Consider the following 26498-nt stretch of genomic DNA (forward strand, 5'->3'; position numbering starts at 1 on the left):
GGCCTCCCCCGTATCGGGCGTCAGGGTGTCGGGGTCAGATGAATGGCGCCGAGGTCGGTGGTTGCCTTGGATGCGACGGAAACGGCGGCGGACGAATAGAGCTGGAAACCGTTGGCGGCGACGAATGCCTTGTAGGCGACTGTCGCGGTGCTGGGCGGAACAAATACCGCAAAGGGGGCCTGCCACGTGCCGCTCGTGTAGTTGCTGAAGATCGTGCCGGCGGCGATGGGATTCACGTCGTTGATGGCGCCGCGGCGTTTCACCGACACCGTGGCGCTCGACCAGTCTGCGAACGGGGAAACGACCGTGCCGGAAATTGACCCATAGGCTGGAATCACATCCTCCATCTGGATTATCCGTATTCCCGTAGGTTTCAGGATATATTTTTCGTTTTGCGGGGTGTTGCCGCGTTCAACAATGGCGGTGTTGGGATCGAAGTCGATGGCGATGGCGTTGATCACCCCCGGTTCAACCACAAACCTGCCAAGCACCTTGAGTCCCGATTGTTGTGCGCTGGGCGTCTTGAGGGGAATCTTTGTGTTCGGGTCGGATTTGAGGGTAACGTAATTGACCGGGTTCTGCCCATTGACGTTTGGTTCAAGGATCAGGCGGACCTGGCTGTAGGTTCCCACGGGAAGGGTTACCGTGCCGAGCAGTTCCTGGACATAGGCAAGGTCGAGAACGTTGAAGCTGGGGGATGGTTCAGCAAGCGGAATGGTGATTAGCAGGGGGTCGTCGTCGGATGCATTCTGGTCATATTCGACCGGTACGATTTTGACAGCTTTGATTTTTATCCTCACTTCAGCAAAATCGTCACTCAGTTTGTCGGTCAAGGCAACCTTCAGTGTACCGGTTGAGGCTGTCCCTCCTCCGCCTCCCCCGCCACTGCACCCCTGGAACTGGACCAGAGCCAGCGTCGCGACAGCAAAGAACACCATTGTTTTCAGAGCGGATCTCATCTGTACCATCATGAATCTCCTTTCCCCGATTTTTCAGTGCCATAGCACAAAAAAACCGGGCTGTCGAAAATGTGGTGACATTTCGGCAACCCGGCTGTCTCGGTGAGACCCTGTGGGCTTTCCGCCCCATCCTCGCGGATGGTTTAGTATTGTCGTGTATCACGTTGATTTGTAATGGAAAGTATACCGGCCGTCCGGGTGAAGTCAAGCTGCGTTCGCGGGATATAGGGGGAGGAGGATACGATGATGAAATGATTAGTTATGTTTTGCCGGGGATGTCTCCATAGCCTCCGGTAAGGTTGGTGAACCGTATCCGCAGCACTTCGCCGAGCATCCGGAAGGAATCCCGTACCAGGCGAACCTTTGTCCCCTCCACATCAGACCAGTTTACCGGCACCTCAACGACCACATACCCCAAACGCCGGGCCAAGAAGAGGAGTTCCACGTCAAACCCGAAACCGGTAATCCTTTGCCGCGGGAAAATGTCTTCGGCGGCAGAGGCCGTGAAGAGCTTGAAGCCGCACTGGGAATCGTGAATGCCCCGTACTGCAAGGGCTCGTATGAGCCCGTTGAAAACCGTTCCCATGATTTTGCGGTGTACCCTTCCCTGTACGATGCACTCGTCGGACCTCATGGCCCGTGAGCCGATGGCAATGTCGGCCCCTTGCTCACGGGCATCGAGCAGCCGTCGGATCTCTTCGACGGGCGTTGCCCCATCGGCATCGGCAAAAACGCGGAGTTGGCCCTTCGCGGCGCTCATCCCGGTTTTTACCGCAAACCCCTTCCCCCTGTTCCGGTCGAGCGCTTCCAGCCGCAGGCAGGAATGCTGCGCCATGAGCGCTTTCACCAGCGCCGCCGTCCCGTCGGAGCTGCCGTCATCCACGACAACTATCTCGAATGAATAGGACTGCCCCGCGAAAAACCCGATTACCCGTTCCAGGTAGGATGGGAGGCGTTGCTCTTCGTTGTAGGCAGGTATGATGAATGACAGGAATGGAGTTTTCACGGGGCCACCAGACAAGATGTCACTGCCGGACAAACCGGTAGACAATATAGGGGAGTCCGCCCGGCTCCTGGCCGATGTAGACCGCTTCAATGCCGGGAAGAGGCGGGGCATTGCCGCCCGTCCCGAAAAGGGGCTGATAGAGTATCTCCAGCTGGGGGCGCATGGAGAGGAGCTGGATTGTCGCAATGAGGTAGTCCGCATGATTCTTGTCGGCAAAGGCGATTATTTCAGCGAGGCTTCCCTGGGGAGGCATCAGGTAGGCGCGCTGGGAGTAGAAACCGATCCTGCCGGAACGGGTTATGATTGTCGCCCCCGGGGGAATGATGCTTCTTAGCCGGAGCCCGACCTGCTTGTCGTCATACCGGGCGCCGTCCTGGGTGTAGTGGTAGGGGGGCTTTGGCGCGGGGATGCCGCTGTAGACGTACCAAAGCCCGAGAACCGCAACGATGGGGAGGACGATTCCCGTTTCCAGGGGGGTAATCCGGCGGACCCATGAATCGATCCGGGCGAGGCCGCCCCCCGTTGCCATGAGGAAGACCGGCACATAGGCGTAAAATCCCCGGGGCTGCACAAAATACACCACATACAGGGCCAGGGGCGAGCAGACGGAAGCCAGGAGCAGGCGGTCCATGAGCCCCTGGCGGGCGGGTGCCGCGCGCTCTCCCCCATCCTCCGGTTCATAGCGGGGGAGCCACAGGTACCCGATGCATGACAGCACAAACAGGAACCACGGAAAGGTGCCGGCAAGTTCCCGGGGGAGGGCGTGGAGATTATCGCGGATATTGCCCCAGAAAATATCCGGGGATTCCTTCATCAGGTCAAGCAGCGTCGAATTGCCTCCCCCTACCTCCTGCCCCTGCTCGTTGAGTCGCATGTGCTGGTCGGGAGGGGTTTCGCCCCGGTATTCGCGAATAATGCTGGAGTTCAGGCCCGTCTTGCCGCTCAACTGCCAGGCACCGGTCACGTTGTGGAGGTAATTCATGTACGGTGCGGCCGGCACCAGGAATCCGCACCAGAAAACCGCCAGAAGCAGGGCCTGCCCCATCCACCCTTTCCGGGGGGGAAGAAAAAGCAGTAGGAGCAGGATGCCGGCAAATGCCGCGGCGACAATGAATCCTTCGGGGCGCGCCAGGTAGGCGATTCCGAGGAGCGCTCCGGCGGCGAAAGCTGTGCCTTTGCCGCGGGCGGCAAGGCATCTTCTGAATGCCCACGCCGCGGCAAGGGCAAAGAAGGTGTACGTGGGTTCAGTGATGTCGATGCCGGACATGCCGTGCAGAAAGGGGAGGGTGATGAACAGGATGGACGCGCACAGGGCGGCGCGCCTCCCCCAGAGGTCCAGGGCGAGGCCATAGAGGGGGATCAGGGTAAGGGCGTTGAAAAAGACGGAAACCATCCTGGCCGAGGTTTCGAGATTGTCGAGTGCCAGATTGAACAGGCCCACGAGAAACGGATACAGCGGCGGGAATAGCGTCCCGAAACAGCGGGGATCACCGGTTTTGAAAAAGGCTTTCCCCGAGCTGGCATAACCGGCGCCGTCGGCCGATACGACATCGTACTGCCGCAAGCCGTAAACGCTGTACGCAGCGGCAAGTGCAATCAGCAGCAGTACAAGTGCCGCGTCGACCGATTTTATCCTGCCTATGCCCGGCAGCTGGAAAGTCCGCTTATCCCCTGTCATTGCCCCAATGCCCCTTATCCTTTCATTAAACACCATCCGGTTCCTGTGATTCCTTTATCACAGGCAATCCGAAAGGGAAAGGGGTTCAGTCTGCCGGCAATCATCGTGGTTTCCGCAAAAGTGACGGGAACCCTTCTCGGCAGCCTGCCGGGGAGCACGCAATTATATCTCCTGCCAATCTTTGAGCATCGTGTAAGATAGTGCTTGCATTGCGAAAAACTAAAATGGTACAAATAAGACCTAAATAGTCCTTTTGTGGAGGGTAACCATGTTCGCATCAGTGAAAAGAGCGGTCCTGTCGGTCGGTGCCGCAGTTTGCATGATTTTTTCTTCGGCGATTGTCTCCTGGGGGGCCGGGCCGCTGGTGGTGGTTGACCAGGGGCACGGCCAGCGTTTTCTCGTTGAGCAGAAAGGTGAATTGCACCTTTCTGGCCTGGCGGCTACCCTTGGGGAGGAGGGGCTGCAGGTAACCACCGGTCGGGAGCGTCTCACCGACGAATCACTTGCCAAGGCGGCGGCGTTGGTGATCTCCGGTCCCTTTGAGCCCCTGGCGTCGGAGGAGGTGGATGCGGTGATCCGCTTCCTGGAGCGCGGGGGACGGGTTGCCCTCATGCTCCACATCGGGCACCCCCTTGCCGGGCTCATCCACCGGGTGGGGGGTGACTTCTCCAACAGCGTCCTCCACGAGCGCCAGAACGTCATTGACGATAACGACATCACCTTCCGGGTGCGGGACCTGGCGACCCATCCCCTCTTCAGCGGGCTGGAGCAGTTCAGCCTCTATGGCGGCTGGGCCTTGAACGGCCTGACCTCCCTTGCCCGGACCAGCGCCGAAGCCTGGGTCGACCTGGACGGGAACCGCAAACTGTCAGCCGGTGATGCGGCGGACCGCTTCACGGTGGTTGCGGAAGGGAGCATCGGCTCCGGTCGCATCCTCATCTTTGGCGACGACGCCATCTTCCAGAACCGGTACCTGGACGAAAACAACACCCGCCTGGCCCGTAACCTGGCCCACTGGCTGGCAGGAAGGTAATCAGCGGTATTAGCCCGGGCGGTCTTCACGGGCCGCCTTGCCTCTCTCTTCAGTTTCCCCCATAATGGAGCCATGCTCCTCATCCATCCCCCTGTTGCCAAACCCGGCGAGCCCCCCGCCGGCATTGCCCGCCTTGCCGGGGCGCTTCGCGTCAATGGCCTCCCGTGCCGCGTGCTCGATGCCAACTTGGAGGGGCTCCTCTGGCTCATGGAGCAGCCCGAGCCAGGGACCGACACCTGGACCCGTCGGGCTGTGAAGGGGAGGGGAGGCCACTTGGCCGCGCTGCGGGAGCGGCAAACCTACCGTTCCCCCGACCGTTACGTACGGGCGGTTATGGACCTGAACCGCCTCCTGGCCGTGGCAGGGAAAGAGAATGGGGCCACGGTGGGGCTCGCGGACTATGAGCAGGCCGACTTTTCGCCGGTCTCCAGCGCCGGTCTCCTCAGGGCAGCGGCGGAGCCGGAGCGCAATCCCTTCTTCCCCTGGTTCAGCAGGCGCCTCCCGGAGTTGCTGGACGACATCCGGGTCGTAGGTATCTCTCTCAACTACCTGAGCCAGGCGGTCACCACCTTTGCCCTCATCGGCTTTATCCGGCAGCGGTTTCCGGATCTCACGGTGGTGCTCGGCGGCGGGCTCGTGACCTCGTGGCTGCGGCGCCCCGCCTGGCGCAACCCCTTCGGCGGTCTCGTGGACCACATGATCGCCGGGCCGGGGGAAGAGCCCCTCCTGGCCCTCCTCGGCGCCCGTCCGGAATGCCGGCAGCCGCCACTGCCGGCCTACGACCTCCTCCCCCTTGCCGGCTACCTCTCCCCTGGCCTCGTCCTCCCCTACAGCGCCGCCAGCGGCTGCTGGTGGAACCGCTGCTCCTTTTGTCCCGAGCGGGCCGAGGGGAACCCGTACCGTCCCATCCCGGCCTCCCAGGCCCTCGACGAGCTGCGGACTCTTGCCGACCGGTACCGGCCGGCCCTCATCCATCTGTTGGACAACGCGGTCAGCCCCTCACTGTTACGCAGCCTTGCGAACACCCCGCCCGGCGCGCCGTGGTACGGCTTTGCACGGATTGACGACACCCTGGCTGATTACGATTTCTGCCGGGCACTCAGGCGTTCGGGGTGCGTCATGCTCAAGTTGGGGCTGGAGTCGGGGGACCAGGGGGTTCTGGACCGGCTCCACAAGGGGATCGATCTGGGGACGGCAGGGCGGGTGCTGGAGAACCTGCGGCTTGCGGGAATCGCCGTTTACGGCTACCTCCTCTTCGGCACGCCGGCCGAGGCGGAGGAGGACGCCCGGCGAACCCTGGATTTTGTGGTTCGCCACCGGGAGGCCATAACCTTTCTCAACCTGGCGGTCTTCAATATGCCGGCGTTTGGAGATGAGGCCATCGACCACGGGACCGAGCCCTTCTACGGGGGAGACCTTCCCCTCTACACCGGGTTCCGCCACCCCCGGGGGTGGGGCCGCAGGGAGGTGCGACGTTTCCTGGACCGGGAGTTCACCCGCCACCCCGCCGTGGCGGAAATTCTCCGCCGGGATCCGCCTCTTTTCACCTCAAACCACGCGCCGTTTTTCGCAGGCGGGTGAATCCCTTGGTTGCGTGGGCGATTGGTGGTATGGTGCCGGTGGTTCCATTAATCGCCATGTTCAGGAAGTGACAGCCCCATGCCCCACCGCACCCACCCCTTCAGCACCCTTACCCCCGCCTTCATCATGGATGCCGTGGAGAGCCAGGGGTTCGCCTGCGATTGCCGCACCCTGGCCCTGAACAGCTACGAGAACCGGGTCTATCAGGTGGGGATCGAGGAGGGGGAACCCCTCGTGGCCAAGTTCTACCGCCCCGGTCGCTGGACCGACGAGCAGATCGTGGAGGAGCACGAGTTCTGCGCCGAACTGGCGGGCCACGAGCTTCCCGTGGTGGCCCCCTGGCGCAACGCCGCCGGCCACACACTCTTCCACCACGGCGGGTTCCGCTTCGCCCTCTATCCCCGCCAGGGGGGACGGGCGCCGGAGTTCGACAACCTGGACAACCTCCTGGTCCTCGGGCGGATGCTGGGGCGGATGCACCGCATCGGCGCCGTTACTCCCTTCGCCCACCGTCCCACCCTGGACAGCCAGAGCTTCGGCCGCGAAAGCGTGGCCCTGATCCGGGACCGCTTCATTCCCCCCGACCTGCGGGAGAGCTACGCGGCCGTGACCGGCATGCTCCTGGAGACGGTCGACGCCACCTTCGCCGAGATGGGGGCGGTCCGGTACCTGCGGACCCACGGCGACTGCCACGCCGGGAACATCCTCTGGCGCGGCGACGCCCCTCACTTCGTGGACTTCGACGACGCCCGCATGGCGCCGGCCGTGCAGGACCTCTGGATGATGCTCTCCGGCGACCGCCCTCGAAAGCTCGCCCAACTGGATTCTCTGCTGGAGGGGTACACGGAGTTCAACGAGTTCGACTCCCGGGAACTCAGGCTCATCGAGCCCCTGCGGGCCCTGCGGGTTCTCCACTACAGCGCCTGGCTCGCCCGCCGCTGGGAAGACCCCATCTTTCCCGCCACCTTCCCCTGGTTCAACACCCCCCGCTACTGGAACGACCAGATCATCGAGCTGCGGGAGCAGGTTGCGGCCCTGACGGAGCCCCCCCTGGAGCTTCCCTGAACCATCCCTTTGGGGTGTCGCCGGTTGTGACATCCCTGATTCTGTGTTACAAAAGAGATGAGCCTTGAACCTCCCGATTTGTATGCGGAAAATAGATAAAGGAGCATGAGTTGCCATGAAATTACTGGACGGGAAGAAGTGTGCCGAGAGCCTGGTTGCCGACATCGCCAGGAAAGTGGCAGGGTATGAAGAGTCGGGCCTCCGGAAGCCCCACATGACGGTCATTCTCGTGGGGGAGCACGCACCGAGCGAGTCCTACGTGAAGTCCAAGATCAAGTCGTGCGGGAATGCCGGGTTCGAGGGGACGCTCCTGCGCTTCCCGGACACCATCACCGAGGCGGAGCTTCTGGAGAAGATCCGCGGGATCAACGCCGACCCCACCACCGACGGCCTCATCGTGCAGCTCCCCCTCCCCCGGCACATCAACCAGCAGCACATCATCAACGCCATTGCCCCCGAGAAGGACATCGACGGGTTCCACCCCACGAACTTCGGCCGCATGACCCTGGGGCAGAAGGCGTTCCGCCCCGCCACCGCCTACGGCATCTGCAAGCTGCTGCAGTTCTACGAGATCCCGGTCTGGGGGAAGCACTGCGTGGTCATCGGCCGCTCCAACATCGTGGGAAAGCCCATCTCCATCATGCTCTCCAACGACTTCGACATCGGCAACGCCACCGTGACCCTGACCCACATCGAGACCCCCCGGGAGCTCCTGTTGGACGAAACGCGCCGGGCCGACATCGTCATCGTGGCCGTCGGCATCCCCGGCTTCGTCACCGAGGACATGGTGAAGGAGGGGGTGGTTGTCATCGACGTGGGGATCAACCGGCTGGAGGACGGCAAGATTGTGGGGGACGTGGACTTCGAGAACGTGAAGAAGAAGTGCTCCTGGATCACCCCGGTCCCCGGCGGCGTGGGGCGCATGACGGTGGCCGCCCTCATGATCAACACCCTCATGGCCTACCAGAACAATTTCGACCTGGTCTGAGGATATCCGGCGCCCGCCGGAACCCTAACGTGACATCCCCCGTGAACGGCGGCCCCTGGCCGCCGTTTTCATTTTTGTGCGGCGACTGTTGCCGGGCAAGGTTGCGAACCGGGCGAAGAACGGTAAGGTATAGGGACACACGATCTCGGTCACAGGGTGGTGGCCCATGGCATGGTTACACGGTCCACGATGGACCGCCTTTCGATGCTTCCTCTCTATAATGCTGGTGGCGTTCGCACTTCTCCCCGCTCCTGCAACGGCCCACACGGAGGAGGATCTCCACAAGCACGGCCCCTTTGGCACGGATGCCGGAGCGGGTGACGCGGCAAAGTTCGGCCTCACCGAACGACTGGGAGAGAAAATCCCCCTCGACCTCACGTTTCGGGACGAGACCGGCGCGCCGGTCCGTCTGGCGGCTCTGGTGACCGTCCCCACCATCATCCTTCCCGTCTACTACAGTTGCACCAACGTCTGCAATTTCCTCCAGGGGGGGCTCGCCAGCGTCCTGAAGGATGTCAGGCAGAGGCCGGGGGAGGAGTACCGGGTAATCTCGGTCAGTTTCGATGAAACCGAGACGCCGGAGCTGGCCACCAAGTACAAGCGGACGTATCTGGCATCCATGAACGCCCCCTTCCCGGAGAACGGGTGGCGGTTCCTGACCGGGGATGCGAAGAACATCCGTCGGCTGACCGATGCGGCCGGCTTCCGGTTCGAGCGCCGGGGGAGGGATTTCATCCACCCGGTGGCGAGTATTATTGTCGCCCGGGACGGGACTATCGTCCGGTACCTCTACGGGACGACTTTTCTCCCCAAGGACCTCTCCCTGGCGCTGCTGGAAGCCCGGAGCGGGAAGGTGGGGGCGACGATCCGCCAGGTGGTGGGGTACTGCTTCACCTTCGACCCCCAGGCGAAGACCTACGTCTTCAACCTGCTGCGGGTGAGCGCCACCATCGTCATCATAAGCACGGGGGCCTTTCTCGCCTTCCTGTTCCTGACCGGGAAAAAACGCCCCGCGTCTCCCCGAGGTGGCCATGAAACCCACTGACCAGACCATGACCCCCGCCGCCAGCTTCTGGAACGACACCGGCAGGAGCGGCATCGCCTCCTGGATCTTTTCCACCGACCACAAGCGGATCGGTCTCCTCTACTTCTTCTCGGTGTTCGGCTTTTTCCTCGTGGGCGTCGTGCTCGGCCTTCTGATCCGCATCGAGCTGATGGCGCCGGGCCGGACCATCATGGGCCCCCAGACCTACAACGCCCTCTTCACCGTCCACGGGGTGGTGATGGTCTTTCTCTTCATCATCCCCGGATTCCAGGGCTCCTTCGGCAACCTCATCATGCCGATCCAGATCGGCGCCCGGGACGTGGCCTTTCCCCGCCTGAACCTCTTTTCGTGGTGGCTCTACATGGCAGGCGCGGCAATCATCCTCACGTCGCTCTTCACCGGCGGCGGCCCCCCCGACACCGGCTGGACCTTCTACCTCCCCTTCAGCGGCCGGACCGGGACCAACGTCTCCCTGGCGGTGTTCGGCGTCTTCGTCGTGGGGTTCTCGTCCATCGCCACCGGGGTCAATTTCGTCACCACCATCCACCGCCTGCGGGCCGAGGGGATGACCTGGGGACGGCTGCCGCTTTTTGTCTGGTCCCTCTACGCCACCGCCTGGGTGCAGATTCTGGCGACCCCCATCCTCGGCATCACCCTGGTGCTGATCATCGCCGAACGGCTCCTCGGAACCGGCCTCTTCGACCCGGGGCGAGGGGGAGATCCCCTCATGTACCAGCACCTCTTCTGGATCTACTCCCATCCCGCGGTCTACATCATGATCCTGCCGGCCATGGGGGTGATCTCGGAGATTATCCCGGTCTTTGCCCGCAAGCCGGTCTTCGGCTACAAGATGATCGCCTTTTCCAGCCTCGCCATCGCCGCGGCCGGTTCCCTGGTCTGGGGGCACCACATGTTCACCAGCGGCATGAGCGATACGGCGGTCCTGGTATTCTCCTTTCTTACCTTCGTCGTCGCCATCCCGTCGGCCATCAAGGTCTTCAACTGGGTCTCCACCCTCTACAAGGGGTCCATCTCCCTGGAAGCACCCATGCTCTTCTCCCTCTCCTTCATCTTCCTCTTCTCCATCGGGGGGCTGACCGGACTGATCCAGGGGGCGGCGGCAACCGACATCCATGTCCACGACACCCAGTTCGTGGTGGGGCATTTCCACTATGTCATCTTCGGCGGCTCGGGATTCGCCTTCTTCGCCGCCATGCACTACTGGCTCCCCAAGTTCTATGGCCGCCGCTACGCCGAAAAACCGGCGATTATCGCCTGGGCGCTCATGTCCGTCGGTTTCAACATCCTCTACTTCTCCATGATCGTGCTGGGGCTGGAGGGGATGCCACGGCGCTACTACGACTATCTCCCCGAATTCGCCCCCCTCAACCTGGTCTCCACCATCGGGAGCTGGATCCTGGCCTCCGGTCTCGTGCTGCTCTTGGTGAACCTGGTCCGGGGGCTGAGGAGCGGGGAGCGGGTCGGGAAAAATCCGTGGGGAGCGGCGACCTTGGAGTGGAGCATCCCGACGCCCCCACCCACGGAGAATTTCGAGGAGGAGCCGGTGGTCACTCACGGCCCCTATGATTACCGGGGAGCCGGCATCCCATGAGTCATCAGACCCGAAAAGACCCAGCCGGCGCCAAGCTCGGCATGTGGCTCTTCCTCTTTACCGAGCTGTTCCTGTTCGGGGGGCTGTTCCTTCTTTACGGGGTCTATCTGGCCCGCTACCACCGGGAGTTTGCCGCCGCGGGGCGGGAGATGCATCTGGGGTTCGGGACGGCCAATACGGTGATTCTCATCACGAGCAGCCTCCTGGCGGCCATGGCGGTCACCGCCATCCAGCGGAGCGGCCGGAGGCTGGTTCTGTATTTGTTGGGGGGGACGGTCCTCTGCGGCGCCGTTTTCCTCTTCAACAAGTACCTGGAGTGGAGCGACGAAATCGGCCACGGCATCTATCCCGGCTCGCCCCGGCTGGCAGCGGGACCGCCGGGGGAATCGGTCTTCTACAGCCTCTACTACCTGACCGTCGGCCTCCACGGTCTCCATGTCCTGATCGGCGGGACGCTGCTGGCGGTGGTGGCGGCGCGGGTGGGGCGGGGGACGATCCATGCCGGGGATTTCGCGTGGCTGGAGAACGGGGCACTCTACTGGCACCTGGTGGACCTGGTCTGGATCTTTATCTTCCCCCTCTATTACCTGGTCCTGTAGTGTGGGGGGCTGCGGCTTTTACGCCATCTCGCCGCCGTCCTCGTCGCTCCCTTGTGCGGCGTAGCGCTGCTACGCCTCCGCGGTCTCTCCTGCGGGTGCGACGATCTGGTGCAAAATCCGCAGCCCTGGAATATTGCAATGGGTGCGGCAGGCTCACGGGGGCAACAAACGGGCCGGATTCGAGGAGAAGCAATGGGGAGTGATACCCATGACACTACTACGCATGTCATCGGCTACAAAACGCTGACAACGGTCTGGATCGCGCTCTTGGCCCTGACCGCGCTCACGGTCTGGGTCGCCCTCAACGCGCCGGGGATCGGCCATGTGTGGGGCTCCCTCGCCATTGCCGCCGCCAAGGGGGGGCTGGTGATCGCCTTCTTCATGCACATGCGCTACGAGGGGAGGCTCCTCCGCTGGCTGCTCTTCGTGGCCCTGGTCACCCTGGCGATTTTCATCGGCCTCACCTTTTCCGACGTGCTCTACCGATAAGGAACTGCCGTGGACCCGAACCTCTACACCACAACCCGAGCCGTGGACCCCGTTTTCATCTGGATCTTCGGGGTCAGCCTGGTGCTTCTCCTGGGGATCACCGCCACCATGGTGGGATTCGTCATCCGCTACCGCCGCTCCCGGGCCCCGGAACCCACTTCCCAGGCGGCAAGCAACATCTGGCTTGAGATAATCTGGACAGCCCTCCCCACCATCATCGTCATGGCGATGTTCTACTACGGCTGGGCCGGCTACCTGACGCTCCGCAATGTGCCGAAGGACGCCCTGGAGGTGACGGCCACGGCCCGCATGTGGTCCTGGAGCTTCACCTACGCCAACGGCAAGACCAGCCCGACGCTCTATGTGCCGGTCGGAAAGCCGGTGCTGGTGCATCTCGTCTCCGAGGATGTGATCCACGGCTTCTATGTCCCCGCGTTCCGGGTCAAGCACGACGTGGTGCCGGGAATGAAGAACCATGTCTGGTTCGTGGCGGACAAACCCGGCACCTACGATCTTTTCTGTTCCGTCTACTGCGGCCTCGGCCATTCCGGTATGGTTTCCACGGTGGTGGCCGTTCCCGAGGCGGAGTTCCAGGCATGGCTCGCGAAGGCGGAGAAAGAGGAGAACCAAGGAGGGGGGAGGGCGCTCCTGGAGAAGAACGGCTGCCTCGGCTGCCATTCCCTGGACGGGTCGCGAAAGGTGGGGCCAAGCTTCAAGGGGATCTGGGGGCGGAACGTGACGGTTATGACCGGTGGCGCCGAGCGGACCATCACCGTGGACGAGGAGTACGTGAAACGCTCGATCCGCGAGCCGGGGGCCGATGTGGTCAAGGGATACCCGCCAGTCATGCCCCCCTATTCAGCCCTCTCCGATAAGGATATCGAGGAAATTATGGATTTCCTGAAGGATCTCAAATGATTGCGGAGGCCAGTCGGCTGCTTCGACCCCGTCTCGCGCTGCTGAACGGCATCGCGGCAGTGGCGGGGTGTCTCCTCGCCCCGGAGGGAGCGGCGATGTCACTCATCGTCGCATCCCTGGCGGGGGTGACGCTTCTTGCTGCCGGGGGATCGGCCCTCAACCAGGTGATGGAACGGGACCTGGATCTCCTCATGGAGCGGACCCGGCAGCGCCCCCTCCCCACGGGAGAGCTCTCTCCTCGGGCGGCAACGGCCATCGGCGGCATCAGCATCATCGCCGGCCTCGTTGTGCTTGCCGGGACCGGGGGGATATTCCCCCCCCTCATCGGTGTCGGCGCCCTGGCCTGGTACCTGGGGATCTACACCCCCCTCAAGCGCCGCACTTCCTGCTCCCTCCTGGCCGGAGCCGTGAGCGGAGCTGTTCCACCCCTTGTGGGCTGGACCATAACCGGCGGGAGTCTCGTCGATTTCCGGATTGTACTCGTGGCAGGCCTTCTCTATCTCTGGCAGATCCCCCACTTCTGGTTGCTCCAGTGTCGCCACGCAGAAGACTACCGGCGGGCGGGGCTCCCGCTCTTCGCTCCCGGCGTTACGGCCGGCTCACCCGTCTTCAGGGTCTGGATCGGGGCATTCGCGGCAGGGACGCTCCTGCTGCCGCTGTTCGGCATCATCGGAGGCAGTGCCGCACCCGGTTTTTGCGCTTTCCCTCTCCTCCTGGTCCTCCTCGCATTCTCCCGAGCCGAGGGTGCCCTCTTCTCCAGCCTTAACCTCTTCCCGCTTCTGATGGTCCTGGCTCTCTATCTCCAGCGGTAAATTCCATCAGCTCCTTCATCATATTGCGCGACGCTCATGCGTTTCGCTCGCCCCCGGCCCGGGGGAGGGACCAGTTGTAGCGGATGGCCAGGAGCCGCACCACGATGACCGTCATGGCGGCGGCGAGAAGGGACAGGGTGCGGGGAAAGGAGATCCGGTCCAGCAGGAAGAGAAGAGCCGCGCCGGCGATGCAGGCCGAGGCGTACACCTCCTTCTGCAGCACCAGGGGAATATGGGTGGAGAGGACGTCACGGATCATCCCTCCGGCGGTGGCGGTCATCACCCCCATCATCACCGAGCCGACAAACCCCATTTTGAATGCCAGGGCCTTACCCGTGCCGATGACCACGAAGGTGCCGAGCCCCACGGCGTCGAAGTAGAGAAGGGGGTGATGGAGGAATTCCAGGCGCTTGTGGAAGAGAAAGATAGCCAGGGAAACGGCGATGGAGAGGTAGAGGTAGGTTTCGTCCTTGAAGATGAAGGGGGGGGTGTCCCCCAGGAACAGGTCGCGCAGGGTTCCGCCACCCGTAGCGGTGACGAGGCCGAGCATGAGCACGCCGAAGAGGTCCATATCGCGGCGGATGCCGGCCCAGGCGCCCGAGGCGGCGAAGGCGGCGGTTCCGAGCAGGTCGAGGGCATAGAGCAGGTTCATGGGTTCTCCTTTTGCCGAGAGCTTACCTGCTCTCCAAGGGGAACGCAATGCGAAGTTTGTGAGCCCGAGGTTCAGGGATTGCACTCCCCCGGGCTTTCATTCATTATGCTTTGACGACCGCGTGGCCTCCCGTCTGCGGCGGAGGGCGCCTCGCAGGGCGAAGAATCCGCCGATGGCCGTCAGAAGCCAGATGATTGCGGTTACGATTATCTCGCTGGAAGTCATGGTGTTCCTCCCGGTCCGTGGGTGTGCGTTCGGTGAATGGTAGCACCGGGGGGCATGGGCGGCATTGATGCAGGTCAAGGAAGGAGAGGGGCGTTGGGGGAATGGGGGACCGACAGTGACTGAGGTGAAAACAGCCGCGCCACTGCGGACGCTGGAGCTTTTCTGCGGGATCGGCGGGTTTTCCGCCGCAGTGGAGGGGGGAAACGTGCGGATCGTGGGGGCCTTCGACCAGGATCCGGCGGCCCTGGACACCTATCGGCTCAACTTCCCCGGCCATGGGGCAAGGAAGGTGGACCTGGAACGGGTAAGCGCCTGGGAGCTGACGGCCGGTGGCGTTGATCTCTGGTGGCTCTCTCCCCCCTGCCAGCCTTACTGCGAGCGGGGGGCGCGTCGGGATCTGGCCGATCCCCGCGCCCGGAGCCTCGTCCATATCCTGGAACTGCTGGAGCGGATTCCCGACGATCTCCTCCCCCGCCATCTGGCCCTGGAGAACGTGGCCGGCTTTGTGGGCTCCGAGGGCCACGGCCTGCTCACCGAAGTCCTTACTTCCCGGGGCTTCCAGGTGCGGGAGCGGTTTCTCTGCCCCACGGAACTGGGAGCCCCCATGCGGCGGCCCCGCTACTACCTGGCCGCCTCCCGCGACGAGATGCGACCCCTCGTAGCCCCGGAACCTCGTCCTCTCCGCCCGCTGGCCGGGTACCTCGACCGGCGGTTTGACGGCGAGGTGCCCACTGAGCTGCTCCTTTCTCCCGACGTCGTTGCCCGTTTCGGCGGAGCCCTTCCCATCCTTGACTCTGGCGACGGTTCAGCCTGTGCCACCTGCTTCACCGCCGGGTATGGGAGATCCATCACGTCCGCCGGCTCCTACCTGCAATGCGCAAGCGGCGTGCGCCACTTTTCTCCGGAGGAGATCGTGCGGTTCATGGCGTTTCCGGAGGGATTCCGCTTCCCCGACGAAGTCCCGCTCAGGAAGCGGTGGCACCTGATCGGCAACAGCCTCTCGGTGGCTGCGGTGCGCGAGGTGCTCCGGGTGTTCCCCTCTCTGGGATTGTCGCCGTGAATCGATGATGAAAATCCGTCCAACCATCCCGAAAACATGATATAACCCGGCAGGTTGTTATTTATTTTCGGCCTTCTGCCCGGCCCCAGGAGCCCCCATGTCCGACCCCCTCATTCCCCGTACCCCCTCGGCCTACGACTATCCGCTGCTGATCAAGAACCTCCTCTTCTGCCCCGTGGTGGACAACCCGGACCAGGAGATCGTCTACCGCGATCTCTACCGCGGCACCTACCGCGGCCTTCGGGAGCGGGTCCGGCGCCTGGCCAGCGTCCTGACCGGGCTGGGGGTGAAGCCCGGCGACACCGTGGCGGTCATGGACTGGGACAGCCACCGCTACCTGGAACTCTTCTTTGCCGTGCCGATGATCGGTGCGGTGCTCCATACCATCAACGTCCGACTCTCGCCGGAGCAGATCCTCTACACCATCGACCATGCGGAGGACGACCTCCTCCTGGTGAACAGTGAATTCCTCCCGATCCTGGAGCAGATCCGGGGACGGCTCGACGCGGTGCAAGGGTACGTGCTCCTTACCGACGAGGCGAAGGCGCCCGAAACCGCCATCCCCTTCCTCGGGGAGTACGAGGCGCTCCTGGCGGCAGCAGCGCCGGAATTCGAGTTCCCCGACTTCGACGAGAACACCCGGGCCACCACCTTCTACACCACCGGCACCACCGGCATGCCCAAGGGGGTCTACTTCAGCCACCGCCAGCTGGTCCTCCACTCCTTCGGCGTCATGACGGCCTTGAGCACGGCGGTGGGGCACGGCACGTTCCGCCGCACCGACGTCTACATGCCCATAACCCCCATGTTCCACGTTCACGCCTGGGGGATGCCTTACGTGGCCTCCATGCTGGGGGTGAAACAGGTCTATCCGGGGCGCTACGTGCCGGACCAGCTCCTGGAGCTCATCGAGCGGGAGAAGGTGACCTTTTCCCACTGCGTCCCCACCATCCTCCACATGCTCCTGAAGCATCCCCATGCCGAGCGTATCGATCTCTCGGGGTGGAAGGTGATCATCGGCGGCGCGGCCATGTCCCGGACTCTCTGCCTGGAGGCGCTGCGGCGCGGCATCGATGTCTTCACCGGCTACGGCATGTCCGAGACCTGCCCCATCCTCTCCCTTTCCCATCTCACGCCGGAGATGCTGGAACTTTCCCCGGAGGAGCAGGCGACGATCCGCTGCAAGACCGGCCAGGCCCTGCCGCTGGTGGATCTGCGGGTGGCGGGGGGCGAGCTGCGGGAGCTTCCCCGGGACGGGGTGAGCAGCGGCGAGATCGTGGTTCGGGCCCCCTGGCTCACCCAGGGGTACCTGAAGGACCACAAGGCCTCGGAGCGGCTCTGGGACGGAGGATATCTCCACACCGGCGACGTGGCGGTCCGGGATGGGTTGGGATACGTGCGGATCACCGACCGGACCAAGGATGTCATCAAGGTGGCGGGGGAGTGGGTCTCGTCCCTGGAACTGGAGGACATCTTCGCCCACCATCCGGCCGTGGCCGAGGTGGCGGTCATCGGCCAGCCCGACGAGAAATGGGGGGAGCGCCCCCTGGCCCTGGTGGTCGCGAAGCCCGGCGAAGCCGGCCGGGTGACGGAGAAGGAACTGGTCCACCATGTGCGGGAGTACGCCGACAAAGGGGTCGTCAGCAAGCAGGTGGTCCTTGCCCGAGTCCGCCTCGTGGAGGCCATCGACAAGACCAGCGTGGGCAAGACCAACAAGGTCGCCCTGCGGGAAAAGTACCTGTAGCCCCCAAGGCTGCGGGATGGAGAGCCAATGAGCAATACCAGCCGTATCCGCCGCCAGCGCTGGGTGATCTTCTCGGTGCTGGCGCTCATGTATATTCTCGTCTATTTCTACCGGGTCTCCCTGGCGGTGGTGGCAGGGGACATCTCCCGGGAACTGCGGCTCACCCCCCAGCAACTGGGCTCCCTCTCGGGGATCCTCTTCTACGTCTATGCCGTGGCCCAGCTCCCCCTGGGCCCCATGATCGACCGGCTGGGGAGCCGGCTCGTCATCAGCGGCTGCGGCGTGCTGACCACCATCGGCGGCCTCCTCTTCTCCCAGGCGGACACCCTCGCCATGGCCATGGCGGCCCGGGTGTTCATCGGCATTGGCACCGCGTCGGTGCTCATGGCCACCTTCACCATCTTCAGCCACTGGTTTTCCAAGCAGGAATTCGGCCGGGTCTCCGGCTTCATGGTGGCCATCGGGAACCTGGGAAACCTCTCGGCCACGGCCCCTCTGGCCCTGGCGGTGGCCGCCATCGGCTGGCGCTCCTCGTTCCTGGTAATCGGCATCCTCCAGGCGGTGGTGACGGTACTGGTTTTTAGCATGGTAAAGGATCGCCCGCCGGTGGCGGACCCCGGAGACGCCGCCGACGCCGCCAGACCCGCCGGCATGCTGGATGCCTGGGGAGAGATCTTCTCCAACCCCCATTTCTGGCTCCTGGGAGGGGTCTCCTTCTTCTGGTACGGCAATTACCTGGCCCTCCAGGGGCTGTGGGGCGGCCCCTACCTCATGGAGGTGATGCGCCTCTCCCGGGCCGCCACCGGCCAGATGCTCATGTTCACCTCCCTGGGGTTCATCTCCGGGAGCATGGTGGTCGACACCGTGGCCCGCCGGCTCTTCCGCTCCTACAAGAAAACCCTTCTGGCAGGGCAGATAGTGCTTCTCATTCTCATGTCCGGCTTTCTCGGTACGGCCGAGACGCTTCCCCGCCCGCTCCTGGCGCTCCTCTTCTTCGCCATCGGCCTGGCCGTCTCCAGCGGAGTCATGATCTACCCTATCATCCGCTCCATGTTCTCCGTGCGGATCGTGGGGACGGCCCTCACCTCCCTCAACTTCTTCGTTCTCATGGGGGCGGCGATGACCCAGCAGATCATGGGGGTGATTGTCGGTTCCTACGGGCGCGGTGCTGCGGGCGCATCTCCCTCTGCCTACCATGCCGCCTTCCTCTTCCCCGTGGCGGGTCTGGCCGTTGCCATCGTAGCGTATTTTTTTGCGCGGGATTATTCGGAGAAGGGGTAAGCCCCAGCCGGTGAGCGCCGTGACCCCTGCTACGCTCAAAGTGCCGCTCGCACCGCCGCTGTAGGGCTCATTCCGCGCCGCCCCATCAACTCGCCCTGCGGGCTCAGACACGATGGGTCGGCTTTGCTCCATTTCGCCTACAGCGGCTGGCGCTCGGGCACATTCGCTTCGCATGGCCCACGGCGCTCACCGGCTGGGTAAACGTGAAAAGGCCCGCCAAATGATTCGGCGGGCCTCTCTTGTCTCAACTTCTGTTCTCCCCATTTCAGGGTCATGCCGGCTCGGTACTTCAGCCGGCCACGTGCTGCCTCAGATTGTGTTCGGGAGTAGCTACCTCTATAACGGGGCCCTCCTTCTGGTGACAGTCTGTTGCACTTCTGTTGCCGGTAGCGCTACCTGATTCAACTATACCTTTGGAAAAATTCCCTGCACAGACTGTAAAAAAAATTTTTTCCCGGTATAATGTGACATTGTGCCAAAGGGGGCGGGAAACTGCTCCTTTTCTCATTGGATGTCTCTCAGGGTGGAGGCGAAGGCCGCGACAGTCCGCGCTTTCTTGAGCTGTTTGAGCCCCTTTGCCAGGAAGGGATCGTCCATGGTGGCCATGACTCCCTTGATCTTCCCCAGAATCTGCGTGTCGCCGCAGAAGATTTCGCCGTATCCCTCCAGCAACTCCCCCAGATAACGCTTGAGCATTGCCACCCGTTCCTCACCGGTCGGTTCGGCCGGCGCCTTGCCCCTGAGCCGCTGGAACAGCAGGGGGTCGGCGATGGCTCCCCTCCCCAGCATGAGTCCCGTCGCCCCCGTTTTCCGCAGGACCCGCAGACCGTCGGCGGCGCTCCGGACGTCGCCGTTGGCGATGACCGGGAGCCGGGTCTGCCGCACCACCTCGGCGGTAACGGCATGGTCGGCGTGGCCGGTGTATTCCTGCACAACCGTCCGGGGATGGAGCACCAGGAAGTCGACCCCCGCCTCCTCGAACAGGGGGAGGAGGGTCATTATCTGCCCGGAGTCGTCGTAGCCTGCCCTGACCTTGACGGAAAATGTCCCCGCAATGGCCCTCCGCAGGGCTGGGATGAGCTCTTCCAGGGCCTCGGGGCGGTGCAGCATCCCTCCGCCGGTGAGGCCGGAAGTCATCCGTCCGTAGGGACAGCCGAGATTAAGGTTGATGTGGACTGCCCCGGCCTCCTGAGCCGTCCGGGCAGCGGCCACCAGGGCTTTATGGTCGTGACCGATGAGCTGTACCACCAGGGGGACGCCCCCCTCCACGGCGGCCACCTCCCGCAGATCCCCCGCCCTGATCGGCTGCCGCGCTCCGCCGGGATTGACCCGCATGAACTCGGTAAAGACCACATCGGGCCGTACCCAGTTGATGAACAGGGCACGCAGGGCGCGGTTCGTCAGCCCCTGCATGGGGGCCAGCATCAGGGGGGTGTGGCCGGTCGGCCAGGGGAGGGGAGTGCGTGGAGTTGTAACGGGTGATGGAGTTGTGTCGTGCATAGTGGCTAAGGGGGAAAGACGACAAAGGCGGCCATGGGCCGCCTTTGCTGTTCTCGTACGCCGATTTTTCGGGAAAATCCTAGAGGATCTCCACCAGCTCGAATTCGTAGGTAAGATCTTCGCCTGCCAGGGGATGGTTGGCGTCGAAGGTTACGCTGTCGGCGGTCACTTCAACCACGGCCACCCCGATCTCCTCTTCGTCGTCGTTGGCGAGCACCAACTCCAGCCCCACCTCGGGAACCAGGTCCGCCGGGAGGTCGCTCTTGGGGACCGTGAAGACCTTTTCCTCGTCGTACTCGCCGAAGGCGTCCTCTGCGGGGATCGTGACGGTCTTCTTCTCGCCGGGGGCCATGCCGATCAGGGCCTCCTCCACCTGCTCGAAGAACTCCCCTCCGCCGATGGTGATCTCCATGGGGCCCGCCTCGCAGCTGCAGTCGTCGTCATCGCAGCCGTGGTCTGATTCGCAGCCGCAATCATCGCTCTCGCAGCATTCCACTTCACGGGTGCTGTCGAAAACCGTTCCATCTTCAAGCTTGCCGGTAAAGTCTATTTTGACCCGGTCGCCCTTCTGTGCCTGTTTCATTAATGTAGTCCTTCCGTACCCTTATGATATATCCGGCCCGTGGCCGATTCCGCCATCGTACGCGGTCTTGCGCCCTGCAGTCCAGTGAAAATATCTTTATCCCTCTCCCATCATTCGGTGAAGGCCAGTTTCCGTTCCAGGTCCATGGAGCGGGTGATCTGCTTGGCCTGATCGAAGGTGATGATCTCCTTCTCGCAGAGCTCCAGGAGGTGCTGGTCCAGGGTCTGCATGTGGTAGAGGGAACGGCCGTTCTCGATGTGCTTCTCGATCTCGTCGAGGCGCCCCTCGCGGATGCATGCCTGGATGGTGGTGGTGGCCCGCATGATCTCCACCACCGGGAGGATGTTCTCGCCGCTCTTGTCCTTGATGAGCCGCAACGACACCGTGGCCACCAGGATGTCGGCCAGGCGCTGGCGCAGGACCTCCTGGGCGTCGGGGGGGAAGTGGCCGATGAGCCGGTTGATGGTGGAGACGGCGCTCTGGGTGTGGAGGGTGGAGAAGACCAGGTGCCCCGTTTCCGCCGCCTTGATGCAGGAGTCGATGGTCTCCAGGTCCCGCATCTCCCCCACCATGATGACGTCGGGGTCCATCCGCAGCGCCGAGCGAAGCGCCGCGCTGAAGTTTTCCGTGTCGATCCCCACCTCCCGCTGGATGATGCAGCTCCGGTCAGAGGTGAAGAGGAATTCGATGGGATCCTCGATGGTGATGATGTTGAAGGAGCACGTCTCGTTCAGGTGGCGGAGCATGGAGGCAAGGGTCGTGGACTTGCCGTTGCCGGTGGGACCGGTGACCAGCACGAGCCCGTTGGGGGCCTTGGCGATCTCCCCTAGGACCGGCGGCAGGTTCAGTTCCTCGAAGCTCCCCACATGGGGAGGGATCACCCGCATGACGATGCCGATGGCCCCCCGCTGGCGGAAGATGCTGACCCGGAAGCGGCCGCCGTTGGGGAGGGAATAAGAGGCGTCCAATTCCCGCAGATTGTCGGGGAAAGTGCGCCGGTTCTGCTCCAGGACGGTTTTGGCGATGAATTCCGTGTCCTGGGGGGTCAGCCGGGGGAGCTTGGAGCGGAGCAGTTGCCCCTTGGCCCGGAAGAAGGGGGGATTGTCCACCTCGAAATGGAGATCCGACACCCGCTTCTCGAAGGCGATACCCAGTATCTGGTTCAGAAGGTTCATATCCATGAAAGTACCTCGCTAACGTCTCGTTCCATCAGGGGTGCGGCTTTTCACGCTTTCGGCGGTAGACGGCGTTTTCCAGCACGATCCCTGCCTCCCCGGCCAGGATTTCCAGGAAATCCACCGGGACCGGGGCCGGCTCCCCTTGGCCGAAGTCCCCGTAAATGAGGGAGACGGTCTTGCCGAAGCTCTCGAGGGGAAGGAGAAAGACCGTGGGGTTAAGCGGTGCCCCGATGGCGGCGAAAAGATGTCCCCGCACTATCTCATCGTCAGTTTTTCCGAAAAATGCACCTCTTTTTTCAATGACCTTGGTAAAAAGCGACGGCTGAGCCAGGGGAATCGTGAACCGGAGCGGCGGGCTGGCGCCGTCTTGCCGGTCGCCGCGGATCCCGATGGAGCGCTCGGCAATCAGTTCCGTATCGCGGACGATGAGGGTGAGGGCCCGGTCGAGTTCTCCCGCCACCGACTGCAGCAGGGAGAGGGCGATCTCCGGGGGCTCCCCCAGCCCCCGCAGCGCAGCGACGCTGGTGGCGATCCTGGCGGCCGGCGTACTCCCCTGGTCGCGCCCCATGGCCCGCAGGTAGGCGGGAAGCGCTCCCAGGAACCGGAGAGTGTCCTCCAGGAAGGTCTCTCCCCGCTCCTCGCGCACGGGGCGCGGGAACACGGCCCTGGCCCCTTCCTTGAGGGAGTCGAGGGTGAAGACGTAGTCCCCCGGGGAGACCAACTGCAGCATGGCAATCTGGGGATGGGCCTTCTGTTTCAGGAGCCGCAGCCCCTCCAGCTTGTGGGGGGAATACTGCACGCCGACGCTGTCGGGGGTGTCGAAGACGATGACCGGGAGGGCCTTTTTCGTCAGGAGTTGGTCGATGATCGGGTCCAGGTCCTGTTCGTCAGAGGTGGCGAGAACAGAGATTCCGTCCTTTCGGCAGGCCGTGGTTACGCAGTAGGCCATGAGTTCGTCGGCGCTGAAAAAGACCACCGACGGGACGGTCCCCTCCCGGTCTTCCACCATGCCGGAATAGCTGCCGAGGAATGCCAGGAGCTCCTCCCGTTCCTTGTCCGAGAGGTCGGCGCCCAGTTCCTGGATCTTCAGGTGGGGAGTGCGGTCCTCCAGCCCCGCGAAGACCTTGGGGATCGACTTTTCCAGCTTGTCCACGTCGGCCAGCCCCAGGTCGTCGGCGGAGATGACGAACCCGCCCTCCTCGGCGGAAGTTTCTGGGGGCAGGGGCTCGTCGGTGATCTCTTCCACCACCAGAAGCCCGTCGCGCATCTTTTCGTCGAAAATCCGCAGGGCGTCCATCAGGACGTTCTCGGCGTGGAGAGTGATTTCCTGGTGGAGGTTTTCGGGGAAATAGCGGTACTCGTCGGAGACCGTGACGTTTGAGACGTCCAGGTCGAAAGTCCCCCGCTTCCAGGTGAGGATCTCCACCACCGTCAGCTCGATGAGGGCCTCCAGACCCCGGTAGGCATCCTCCTTCCGGACCCGCCCCCCCTCGATCAGGGTGGCCACCAGGGGCCGGCGGTTCGCTCCGGCGTTCCGCTGCTCCTCCAAAGCCGTCGCCAGGGTTTCGGCGGTGATGACCCCGGCCTCCACCAGGATGTTGCCGATCCGGAGGCTGTTGTCGTAATGGTTCGAGCTGATGATGTAGCCGTCGCTGAAGACGAGCTGGCTCTCACCCTTGCGCCCCTTGACCGTCAGGGCGCCCGACTTGCGGGTCGCATGGAGCAGTTGAATGACGTCAACAATGGAAAGGTGTTCAAGGTCTCCGGTGAATGACATCCCGTGCGGCGCTCCTCTCGTGGCAGGTTTCGGCAAAGATTCTATTAAACTCGAAAAAGGTGCGGCATTCAAGCACTAACCGGCGGGAATCGTGGAGTTTGTTTCCCGTCGGGAGCCCACGACCTTCTTGACCCGGACCACCGGACCCTGTATGGTTTGGGCAGATTATGACCGGTGCTCCACCGGAAAGGAGATCCCCCATGGAAACCGTCCTGAATTCCTGCGAAATCCGCGTTCTCGGTTGCCTCGTCGAGAAGGAGCTGGCAACCCCCGAGTACTATCCCCTCACCCTCAACGCCCTGACGGCGGCCTGCAACCAGAAGTCGAACCGGGATCCGGTCATGGCCCTGGAGGATGCCGACGTGGTCCGGGCCCTGGACTCGCTCCGCATGAAGGGATTCGCCCGGCAGTCGGCCGAGGGGGTGCGGGCCATGAAATACTGCCACTGCCTGGCCGAGAAGTTCCTCCTGGAGCCCCCGGATCTTGCGGTCCTGGCGGAGCTCCTCGTGCGGGGACCCCAGACCGTTGGGGAACTCCGGACCCGGGCCGAGCGGATGCGCCCCTTTGCCGACCTGGCGGCGGTGGAGGAAGTCCTGCGGATGCTCATGGAGCGGGAGGAGCCCCTCGTCACCCGACTTCCCCGCCAGCCGGGGCGCAAGGAACAGCGCTATGCGCACCTCTTGGCGGGAGCGCCCGAGGCGGAGGGAGAGGAGAGCATGGCCCCCCCCGAGGGGGCGCGGCTTCAGGTGCGGGCCGAGAACGAGCGGGTGGCGAGGCTGGAGGAGGAGGTGACGGCGCTGCGGGCCGAAGTGGCCGAGCTGCGCCGGATGATGGAGGAGTTCCGGTCCCAGTTCGAGTAATGGGAGGCAAACCAGGCACGGAGGCACACCATGAACACAATCATCAACGGCATCACCCTGGCCTACGACGACCATGGCAGCGGACCGGCAGTGGTTCTTGTCCACGGTTTTCCCCTCTGCCGCCGCATGTGGCACCCCCAGATCAAGGCGGTGACCGACGCGGGCTTTCGGCTCGTGACCCTGGATCTGCGGGGATTCGGCGAAAGTGATGCCCCTGAAGGCCCCTATTCCATGGAGCTCTTTGCCGATGACGTGGCGGGGCTCCTGGACTACCTGGGGATCAATCGGGCGGTGGTGGGAGGGATGTCCATGGGGGGATACGTCCTTTTCAACCTCGTGGAGCGCCATGCCGGAAGGCTCGCGGGGGCCGTCTTCATCACTACCCGCGCCACGGCCGACGACGAAGCGGCGAAGGCCCGCCGGCTCCAGTTGGCCCAGGAAACCATGAAATTCGGCCCCCAGATCATCGCCGATGCCTTCGTGCCGCTTCTCTTCGCCGAGGAGTCCCTCACCGGGCGGCCGAAACTGGTGGAGGAGGTTGGGGGGTGGATCGTGGGGACCGACTCGCGGGGGCTTGCGGGGGGGCTCCTCGCCATGCGGGAGCGGAAGGACTACAGCGGACTGCTGGGCACCGTCGGGATACCGTCCCTGGCCATAGGGGCCGAGGGGGACCGGGCCGCGCCCCCGGAGACCGCCCGGGCCATAGCCGCCGGCATCCCCGGCTGCCGGCTCGAAATCGTAACCGAGGCGGGGCACATGGCCAATCTGGAGCACCCTGGGGCCTTCAACGATGCCCTGGTGGGGTTCCTGAAGGGGCTGGGGGCGTGGTGATTCCTGTTAGGGGGGGCATTTGCCGCAGACGGACCGGAAGAGCACCGTGCTGAGGTAACGGTCCCCTCTGTCGGGGAGAAGGACGACGATGGTGCTTCCGGCCGGGGCATCCTTGGCCACCCGGATGGCGCCAGCCATGGCCGCGCCGCTGGACATCCCCACGAAGAGCCCCTCGCGGACGGCCAGATCCCGCGCCGTATCGAAGGCGGGCTCGTCCTGGACGGTGAGCTTCAGGTCGAGGGCAGCGGGGTTGTAGATGGCTGGGACGATGGCTTCCTGCATGTTCTTGAGCCCCTGGACCTTGTGGCCGAGCCGGGGCTCCACGCCGACGATGCGCACGGACGGCTTGGTTTCCCGAAAGTAGCGGCTTACCCCCATGAGGGTTCCGCCGGTCCCCATCCCGGCCACGAAAAAGTCGACGGTGCCGTCGGTGCCGCGGTAAATCTCCGGACCGGTGGTCTCGTAGTGGGCGAGGGGGTTGTTGGGGTTGGCATACTGGTTGGGCATGTAGTAGCGGTCGGGTTCTTCGTCGAGAATCCGGTGCGCCAGGCGGATGGCGCCGTCAGTGGCCTCCTCTGCCGGAGAGAGAACCAGTTCGGCGCCGTAGGCCTCCAGCACCGCCCGCCGCTCAAGGCTCACGCAGGCAGGCATGACGAGCTTCACCCGGTACCCCTTGGCCGCGCCGAGCATGGCGATGGCGATGCCGGTGTTTCCCGAGGTGGGCTCCAGGATCGTCCTCTCAGGGGACAGTTCCCCGGCAGCCTCGGCCTTGGCAAGCATGTAGAGGGCGGGGCGGTCCTTGACCGAGCCCCCCACATTATTCCCCTCAAGCTTGGCGAGAATTCTCACCTTCGGGTTGGGGTTCAGCTTTCTGATCTCCACGAGGGGGGTGGAGCCGATGCTCCCTGACAGGGAAAAGGGGGTATGTTCCATGGACGATGTCCTCTGCTCTGGTGGGTTAATAACCGCTTATGCTATAGGAATGTACGGGAAATTACAACCGTCCCGAATGCGGGGATTGC

At 63.6% G+C, this 26498-nt stretch carries 25 protein-coding genes and 1 riboswitch; of the genes, 15 read left to right on the forward strand and 10 right to left on the reverse strand.

The window, feature by feature from the left end:
• Positions 1-20 precede the first annotated feature (20 nt).
• From GMET_RS01210 to GMET_RS01220, 3 genes are all read right to left on the reverse strand, one after another.
• Positions 21-971: a DUF4382 domain-containing protein gene (locus GMET_RS01210; protein ID WP_011365638.1), complete on the reverse strand. Its 951-nt coding sequence runs from the start codon at positions 969-971 to the stop codon at positions 21-23.
• Positions 972-1040: 69 nt separating this feature from the next.
• Positions 1041-1117: riboswitch (cyclic di-GMP riboswitch) on the reverse strand.
• Positions 1118-1218: 101 nt separating this feature from the next.
• Entirely contained in the window at positions 1219-1965 is a 747-nt protein-coding gene (locus tag GMET_RS01215) for a dolichyl-phosphate beta-glucosyltransferase (protein ID WP_004513558.1), read from the reverse strand.
• 19 nt (positions 1966-1984) lie between these two features.
• A complete protein-coding gene (locus GMET_RS01220; RefSeq protein ID WP_011365640.1) occupies positions 1985-3643 on the reverse strand; it encodes an ArnT family glycosyltransferase in 1659 nt (552 codons plus the stop codon).
• 268 nt (positions 3644-3911) lie between these two features.
• On the opposite strand from GMET_RS01220, the gene GMET_RS01225 reads away from it, so the two are divergent.
• The 10 genes from GMET_RS01225 (at position 3912) to GMET_RS01270 (ending at position 13785) form a co-directional block, all read left to right on the forward strand.
• The gene (locus GMET_RS01225) at positions 3912-4676 is read left to right on the forward strand and encodes a DUF4350 domain-containing protein (protein WP_004513560.1); all 765 of its coding nucleotides are present in this window, start codon (positions 3912-3914) and stop codon (positions 4674-4676) included.
• A gap of 72 nt (positions 4677-4748) precedes the next feature.
• Positions 4749-6257: a B12-binding domain-containing radical SAM protein gene (locus GMET_RS01230; RefSeq protein WP_004513561.1), complete on the forward strand. Its 1509-nt coding sequence runs from the start codon at positions 4749-4751 to the stop codon at positions 6255-6257.
• A 78-nt stretch (positions 6258-6335) separates the two neighbouring features.
• Positions 6336-7322: a serine/threonine protein kinase gene (locus GMET_RS01235; RefSeq protein WP_004513562.1), complete on the forward strand. Its 987-nt coding sequence runs from the start codon at positions 6336-6338 to the stop codon at positions 7320-7322.
• Positions 7323-7437: 115 nt separating this feature from the next.
• Positions 7438-8310 (forward strand): bifunctional 5,10-methylenetetrahydrofolate dehydrogenase/5,10-methenyltetrahydrofolate cyclohydrolase, encoded by an 873-nt coding sequence (locus GMET_RS01240; RefSeq protein ID WP_004513563.1) that lies wholly within the window; start codon positions 7438-7440, stop codon positions 8308-8310.
• A gap of 220 nt (positions 8311-8530) precedes the next feature.
• Positions 8531-9355, forward strand: a complete 825-nt coding sequence (locus tag GMET_RS01245) for an SCO family protein (RefSeq protein WP_238378961.1) — start codon at positions 8531-8533, stop codon at positions 9353-9355.
• Positions 9342-10967 carry a cytochrome c oxidase subunit I gene (gene ctaD / locus GMET_RS01250; protein ID WP_004513565.1) on the forward strand — a complete coding sequence of 542 codons (1626 nt, stop codon included), beginning with the start codon at positions 9342-9344 and terminating at the stop codon, positions 10965-10967. Before GMET_RS01245 ends, ctaD begins: the two co-directional genes overlap by 14 nt.
• Positions 10964-11566 (forward strand): cytochrome c oxidase subunit 3, encoded by a 603-nt coding sequence (locus tag GMET_RS01255; protein ID WP_004513566.1) that lies wholly within the window; start codon positions 10964-10966, stop codon positions 11564-11566. Before ctaD ends, GMET_RS01255 begins: the two co-directional genes overlap by 4 nt.
• Before the next feature lie 192 nt (positions 11567-11758).
• Positions 11759-12055 (forward strand): cytochrome C oxidase subunit IV family protein, encoded by a 297-nt coding sequence (locus GMET_RS01260; protein WP_004513567.1) that lies wholly within the window; start codon positions 11759-11761, stop codon positions 12053-12055.
• A 9-nt stretch (positions 12056-12064) separates the two neighbouring features.
• A complete protein-coding gene (gene coxB / locus GMET_RS01265) occupies positions 12065-12973 on the forward strand; it encodes a cytochrome c oxidase subunit II (protein ID WP_004513568.1) in 909 nt (302 codons plus the stop codon).
• Entirely contained in the window at positions 12970-13785 is an 816-nt protein-coding gene (locus GMET_RS01270; protein WP_004513569.1) for a protoheme IX farnesyltransferase, read from the forward strand. The genes coxB and GMET_RS01270 overlap by 4 nt, the downstream gene beginning before the upstream one ends.
• Before the next feature lie 34 nt (positions 13786-13819).
• Here GMET_RS01270 and GMET_RS01275 read toward each other — a convergent pair whose 3' ends face one another.
• Together GMET_RS01275 and GMET_RS19135 are read right to left on the reverse strand one after the other, a co-directional pair.
• Positions 13820-14437 carry a trimeric intracellular cation channel family protein gene (locus tag GMET_RS01275; protein ID WP_004513570.1) on the reverse strand — a complete coding sequence of 206 codons (618 nt, stop codon included), beginning with the start codon at positions 14435-14437 and terminating at the stop codon, positions 13820-13822.
• Positions 14438-14533: 96 nt separating this feature from the next.
• Positions 14534-14662, reverse strand: a complete 129-nt coding sequence (locus GMET_RS19135; RefSeq protein WP_004513571.1) for a hypothetical protein — start codon at positions 14660-14662, stop codon at positions 14534-14536.
• 67 nt (positions 14663-14729) lie between these two features.
• Between GMET_RS19135 and GMET_RS01280 the strand changes: the two genes are divergently transcribed.
• The 3 genes from GMET_RS01280 (at position 14730) to GMET_RS01290 (ending at position 18747) form a co-directional block, all read left to right on the forward strand.
• Positions 14730-15722, forward strand: a complete 993-nt coding sequence (locus tag GMET_RS01280) for a DNA cytosine methyltransferase (RefSeq protein WP_004513572.1) — start codon at positions 14730-14732, stop codon at positions 15720-15722.
• 97 nt (positions 15723-15819) lie between these two features.
• Positions 15820-17466, forward strand: coding sequence for a fatty acid--CoA ligase (locus tag GMET_RS01285; RefSeq protein WP_004513573.1), 1647 nt, complete (start codon positions 15820-15822; stop codon positions 17464-17466).
• Positions 17467-17493: 27 nt separating this feature from the next.
• A complete protein-coding gene (locus GMET_RS01290; RefSeq protein WP_004513574.1) occupies positions 17494-18747 on the forward strand; it encodes an MFS transporter in 1254 nt (417 codons plus the stop codon).
• Between the two features lie 504 nt (positions 18748-19251).
• Here GMET_RS01290 and GMET_RS01295 read toward each other — a convergent pair.
• The 4 genes from GMET_RS01295 to GMET_RS01310 all read right to left on the reverse strand — a co-directional run bounded on the left by GMET_RS01295 (position 19252) and on the right by GMET_RS01310 (position 23785).
• Positions 19252-20247 carry a tRNA dihydrouridine synthase gene (locus GMET_RS01295; protein ID WP_011365642.1) on the reverse strand — a complete coding sequence of 332 codons (996 nt, stop codon included), beginning with the start codon at positions 20245-20247 and terminating at the stop codon, positions 19252-19254.
• Positions 20248-20326: 79 nt separating this feature from the next.
• On the reverse strand, positions 20327-20830 hold the full coding sequence (locus tag GMET_RS01300) for an FKBP-type peptidyl-prolyl cis-trans isomerase (RefSeq protein WP_004513576.1): 504 nt from the start codon (positions 20828-20830) through the stop codon (positions 20327-20329).
• A 110-nt stretch (positions 20831-20940) separates the two neighbouring features.
• Positions 20941-22011 carry a type IV pilus twitching motility protein PilT gene (locus GMET_RS01305; protein ID WP_004513577.1) on the reverse strand — a complete coding sequence of 357 codons (1071 nt, stop codon included), beginning with the start codon at positions 22009-22011 and terminating at the stop codon, positions 20941-20943.
• A gap of 28 nt (positions 22012-22039) precedes the next feature.
• Positions 22040-23785, reverse strand: coding sequence for a DUF4388 domain-containing protein (locus tag GMET_RS01310; RefSeq protein WP_004513578.1), 1746 nt, complete (start codon positions 23783-23785; stop codon positions 22040-22042).
• Between the two features lie 200 nt (positions 23786-23985).
• Here GMET_RS01310 and GMET_RS01315 point away from each other — a divergent pair, with 200 nt between their 5' ends.
• Both GMET_RS01315 and GMET_RS01320 read left to right on the forward strand, forming a co-directional pair.
• Entirely contained in the window at positions 23986-24645 is a 660-nt protein-coding gene (locus GMET_RS01315) for a YceH family protein (protein WP_004513579.1), read from the forward strand.
• A gap of 30 nt (positions 24646-24675) precedes the next feature.
• Positions 24676-25476 (forward strand): alpha/beta fold hydrolase, encoded by an 801-nt coding sequence (locus GMET_RS01320; protein WP_004513580.1) that lies wholly within the window; start codon positions 24676-24678, stop codon positions 25474-25476.
• Between the two features lie 6 nt (positions 25477-25482).
• On the opposite strand, the gene GMET_RS01325 is transcribed toward GMET_RS01320, so the two are convergent.
• Positions 25483-26409, reverse strand: coding sequence for a PLP-dependent cysteine synthase family protein (locus GMET_RS01325; protein WP_004513581.1), 927 nt, complete (start codon positions 26407-26409; stop codon positions 25483-25485).
• Between the last annotated feature and the right edge of the window lie 89 nt (positions 26410-26498).

Source organism: Geobacter metallireducens GS-15 (genome assembly GCF_000012925.1).
Classification (GTDB): Bacteria; Desulfobacterota; Desulfuromonadia; order Geobacterales; family Geobacteraceae; genus Geobacter; species Geobacter metallireducens.

What these genes read in the sequence shown, in the direction of transcription:
- GMET_RS01210 (WP_011365638.1), bottom strand. Translation starts at nt 971, where the DNA reads ATGATGGTACAGATGAGATCCGCTCTGAAAACAATGGTGTTCTTTGCT.
- GMET_RS01220 (WP_011365640.1), bottom strand. Translation starts at nt 3,643, where the DNA reads ATGACAGGGGATAAGCGGACTTTCCAGCTGCCGGGCATAGGCAGGATA.
- GMET_RS01225 (WP_004513560.1), top strand. Translation starts at nt 3,912, where the DNA reads ATGTTCGCATCAGTGAAAAGAGCGGTCCTGTCGGTCGGTGCCGCAGTT.
- GMET_RS01230 (WP_004513561.1), top strand. Translation starts at nt 4,749, where the DNA reads ATGCTCCTCATCCATCCCCCTGTTGCCAAACCCGGCGAGCCCCCCGCC.
- GMET_RS01235 (WP_004513562.1), top strand. Translation starts at nt 6,336, where the DNA reads ATGCCCCACCGCACCCACCCCTTCAGCACCCTTACCCCCGCCTTCATC.
- GMET_RS01240 (WP_004513563.1), top strand. Translation starts at nt 7,438, where the DNA reads ATGAAATTACTGGACGGGAAGAAGTGTGCCGAGAGCCTGGTTGCCGAC.
- GMET_RS01245 (WP_238378961.1), top strand. Translation starts at nt 8,531, where the DNA reads ATGCTGGTGGCGTTCGCACTTCTCCCCGCTCCTGCAACGGCCCACACG.
- ctaD (WP_004513565.1), top strand. Translation starts at nt 9,342, where the DNA reads ATGAAACCCACTGACCAGACCATGACCCCCGCCGCCAGCTTCTGGAAC.
- GMET_RS01255 (WP_004513566.1), top strand. Translation starts at nt 10,964, where the DNA reads ATGAGTCATCAGACCCGAAAAGACCCAGCCGGCGCCAAGCTCGGCATG.
- GMET_RS01260 (WP_004513567.1), top strand. Translation starts at nt 11,759, where the DNA reads ATGGGGAGTGATACCCATGACACTACTACGCATGTCATCGGCTACAAA.
- GMET_RS01270 (WP_004513569.1), top strand. Translation starts at nt 12,970, where the DNA reads ATGATTGCGGAGGCCAGTCGGCTGCTTCGACCCCGTCTCGCGCTGCTG.
- GMET_RS01275 (WP_004513570.1), bottom strand. Translation starts at nt 14,437, where the DNA reads ATGAACCTGCTCTATGCCCTCGACCTGCTCGGAACCGCCGCCTTCGCC.
- GMET_RS19135 (WP_004513571.1), bottom strand. Translation starts at nt 14,662, where the DNA reads ATGACTTCCAGCGAGATAATCGTAACCGCAATCATCTGGCTTCTGACG.
- GMET_RS01280 (WP_004513572.1), top strand. Translation starts at nt 14,730, where the DNA reads ATGCAGGTCAAGGAAGGAGAGGGGCGTTGGGGGAATGGGGGACCGACA.
- GMET_RS01285 (WP_004513573.1), top strand. Translation starts at nt 15,820, where the DNA reads ATGTCCGACCCCCTCATTCCCCGTACCCCCTCGGCCTACGACTATCCG.
- GMET_RS01290 (WP_004513574.1), top strand. Translation starts at nt 17,494, where the DNA reads ATGAGCAATACCAGCCGTATCCGCCGCCAGCGCTGGGTGATCTTCTCG.
- GMET_RS01295 (WP_011365642.1), bottom strand. Translation starts at nt 20,247, where the DNA reads ATGCACGACACAACTCCATCACCCGTTACAACTCCACGCACTCCCCTC.
- GMET_RS01300 (WP_004513576.1), bottom strand. Translation starts at nt 20,830, where the DNA reads ATGAAACAGGCACAGAAGGGCGACCGGGTCAAAATAGACTTTACCGGC.
- GMET_RS01305 (WP_004513577.1), bottom strand. Translation starts at nt 22,011, where the DNA reads ATGGATATGAACCTTCTGAACCAGATACTGGGTATCGCCTTCGAGAAG.
- GMET_RS01310 (WP_004513578.1), bottom strand. Translation starts at nt 23,785, where the DNA reads ATGTCATTCACCGGAGACCTTGAACACCTTTCCATTGTTGACGTCATT.
- GMET_RS01315 (WP_004513579.1), top strand. Translation starts at nt 23,986, where the DNA reads ATGGAAACCGTCCTGAATTCCTGCGAAATCCGCGTTCTCGGTTGCCTC.
- GMET_RS01320 (WP_004513580.1), top strand. Translation starts at nt 24,676, where the DNA reads ATGAACACAATCATCAACGGCATCACCCTGGCCTACGACGACCATGGC.
- GMET_RS01325 (WP_004513581.1), bottom strand. Translation starts at nt 26,409, where the DNA reads ATGGAACATACCCCCTTTTCCCTGTCAGGGAGCATCGGCTCCACCCCC.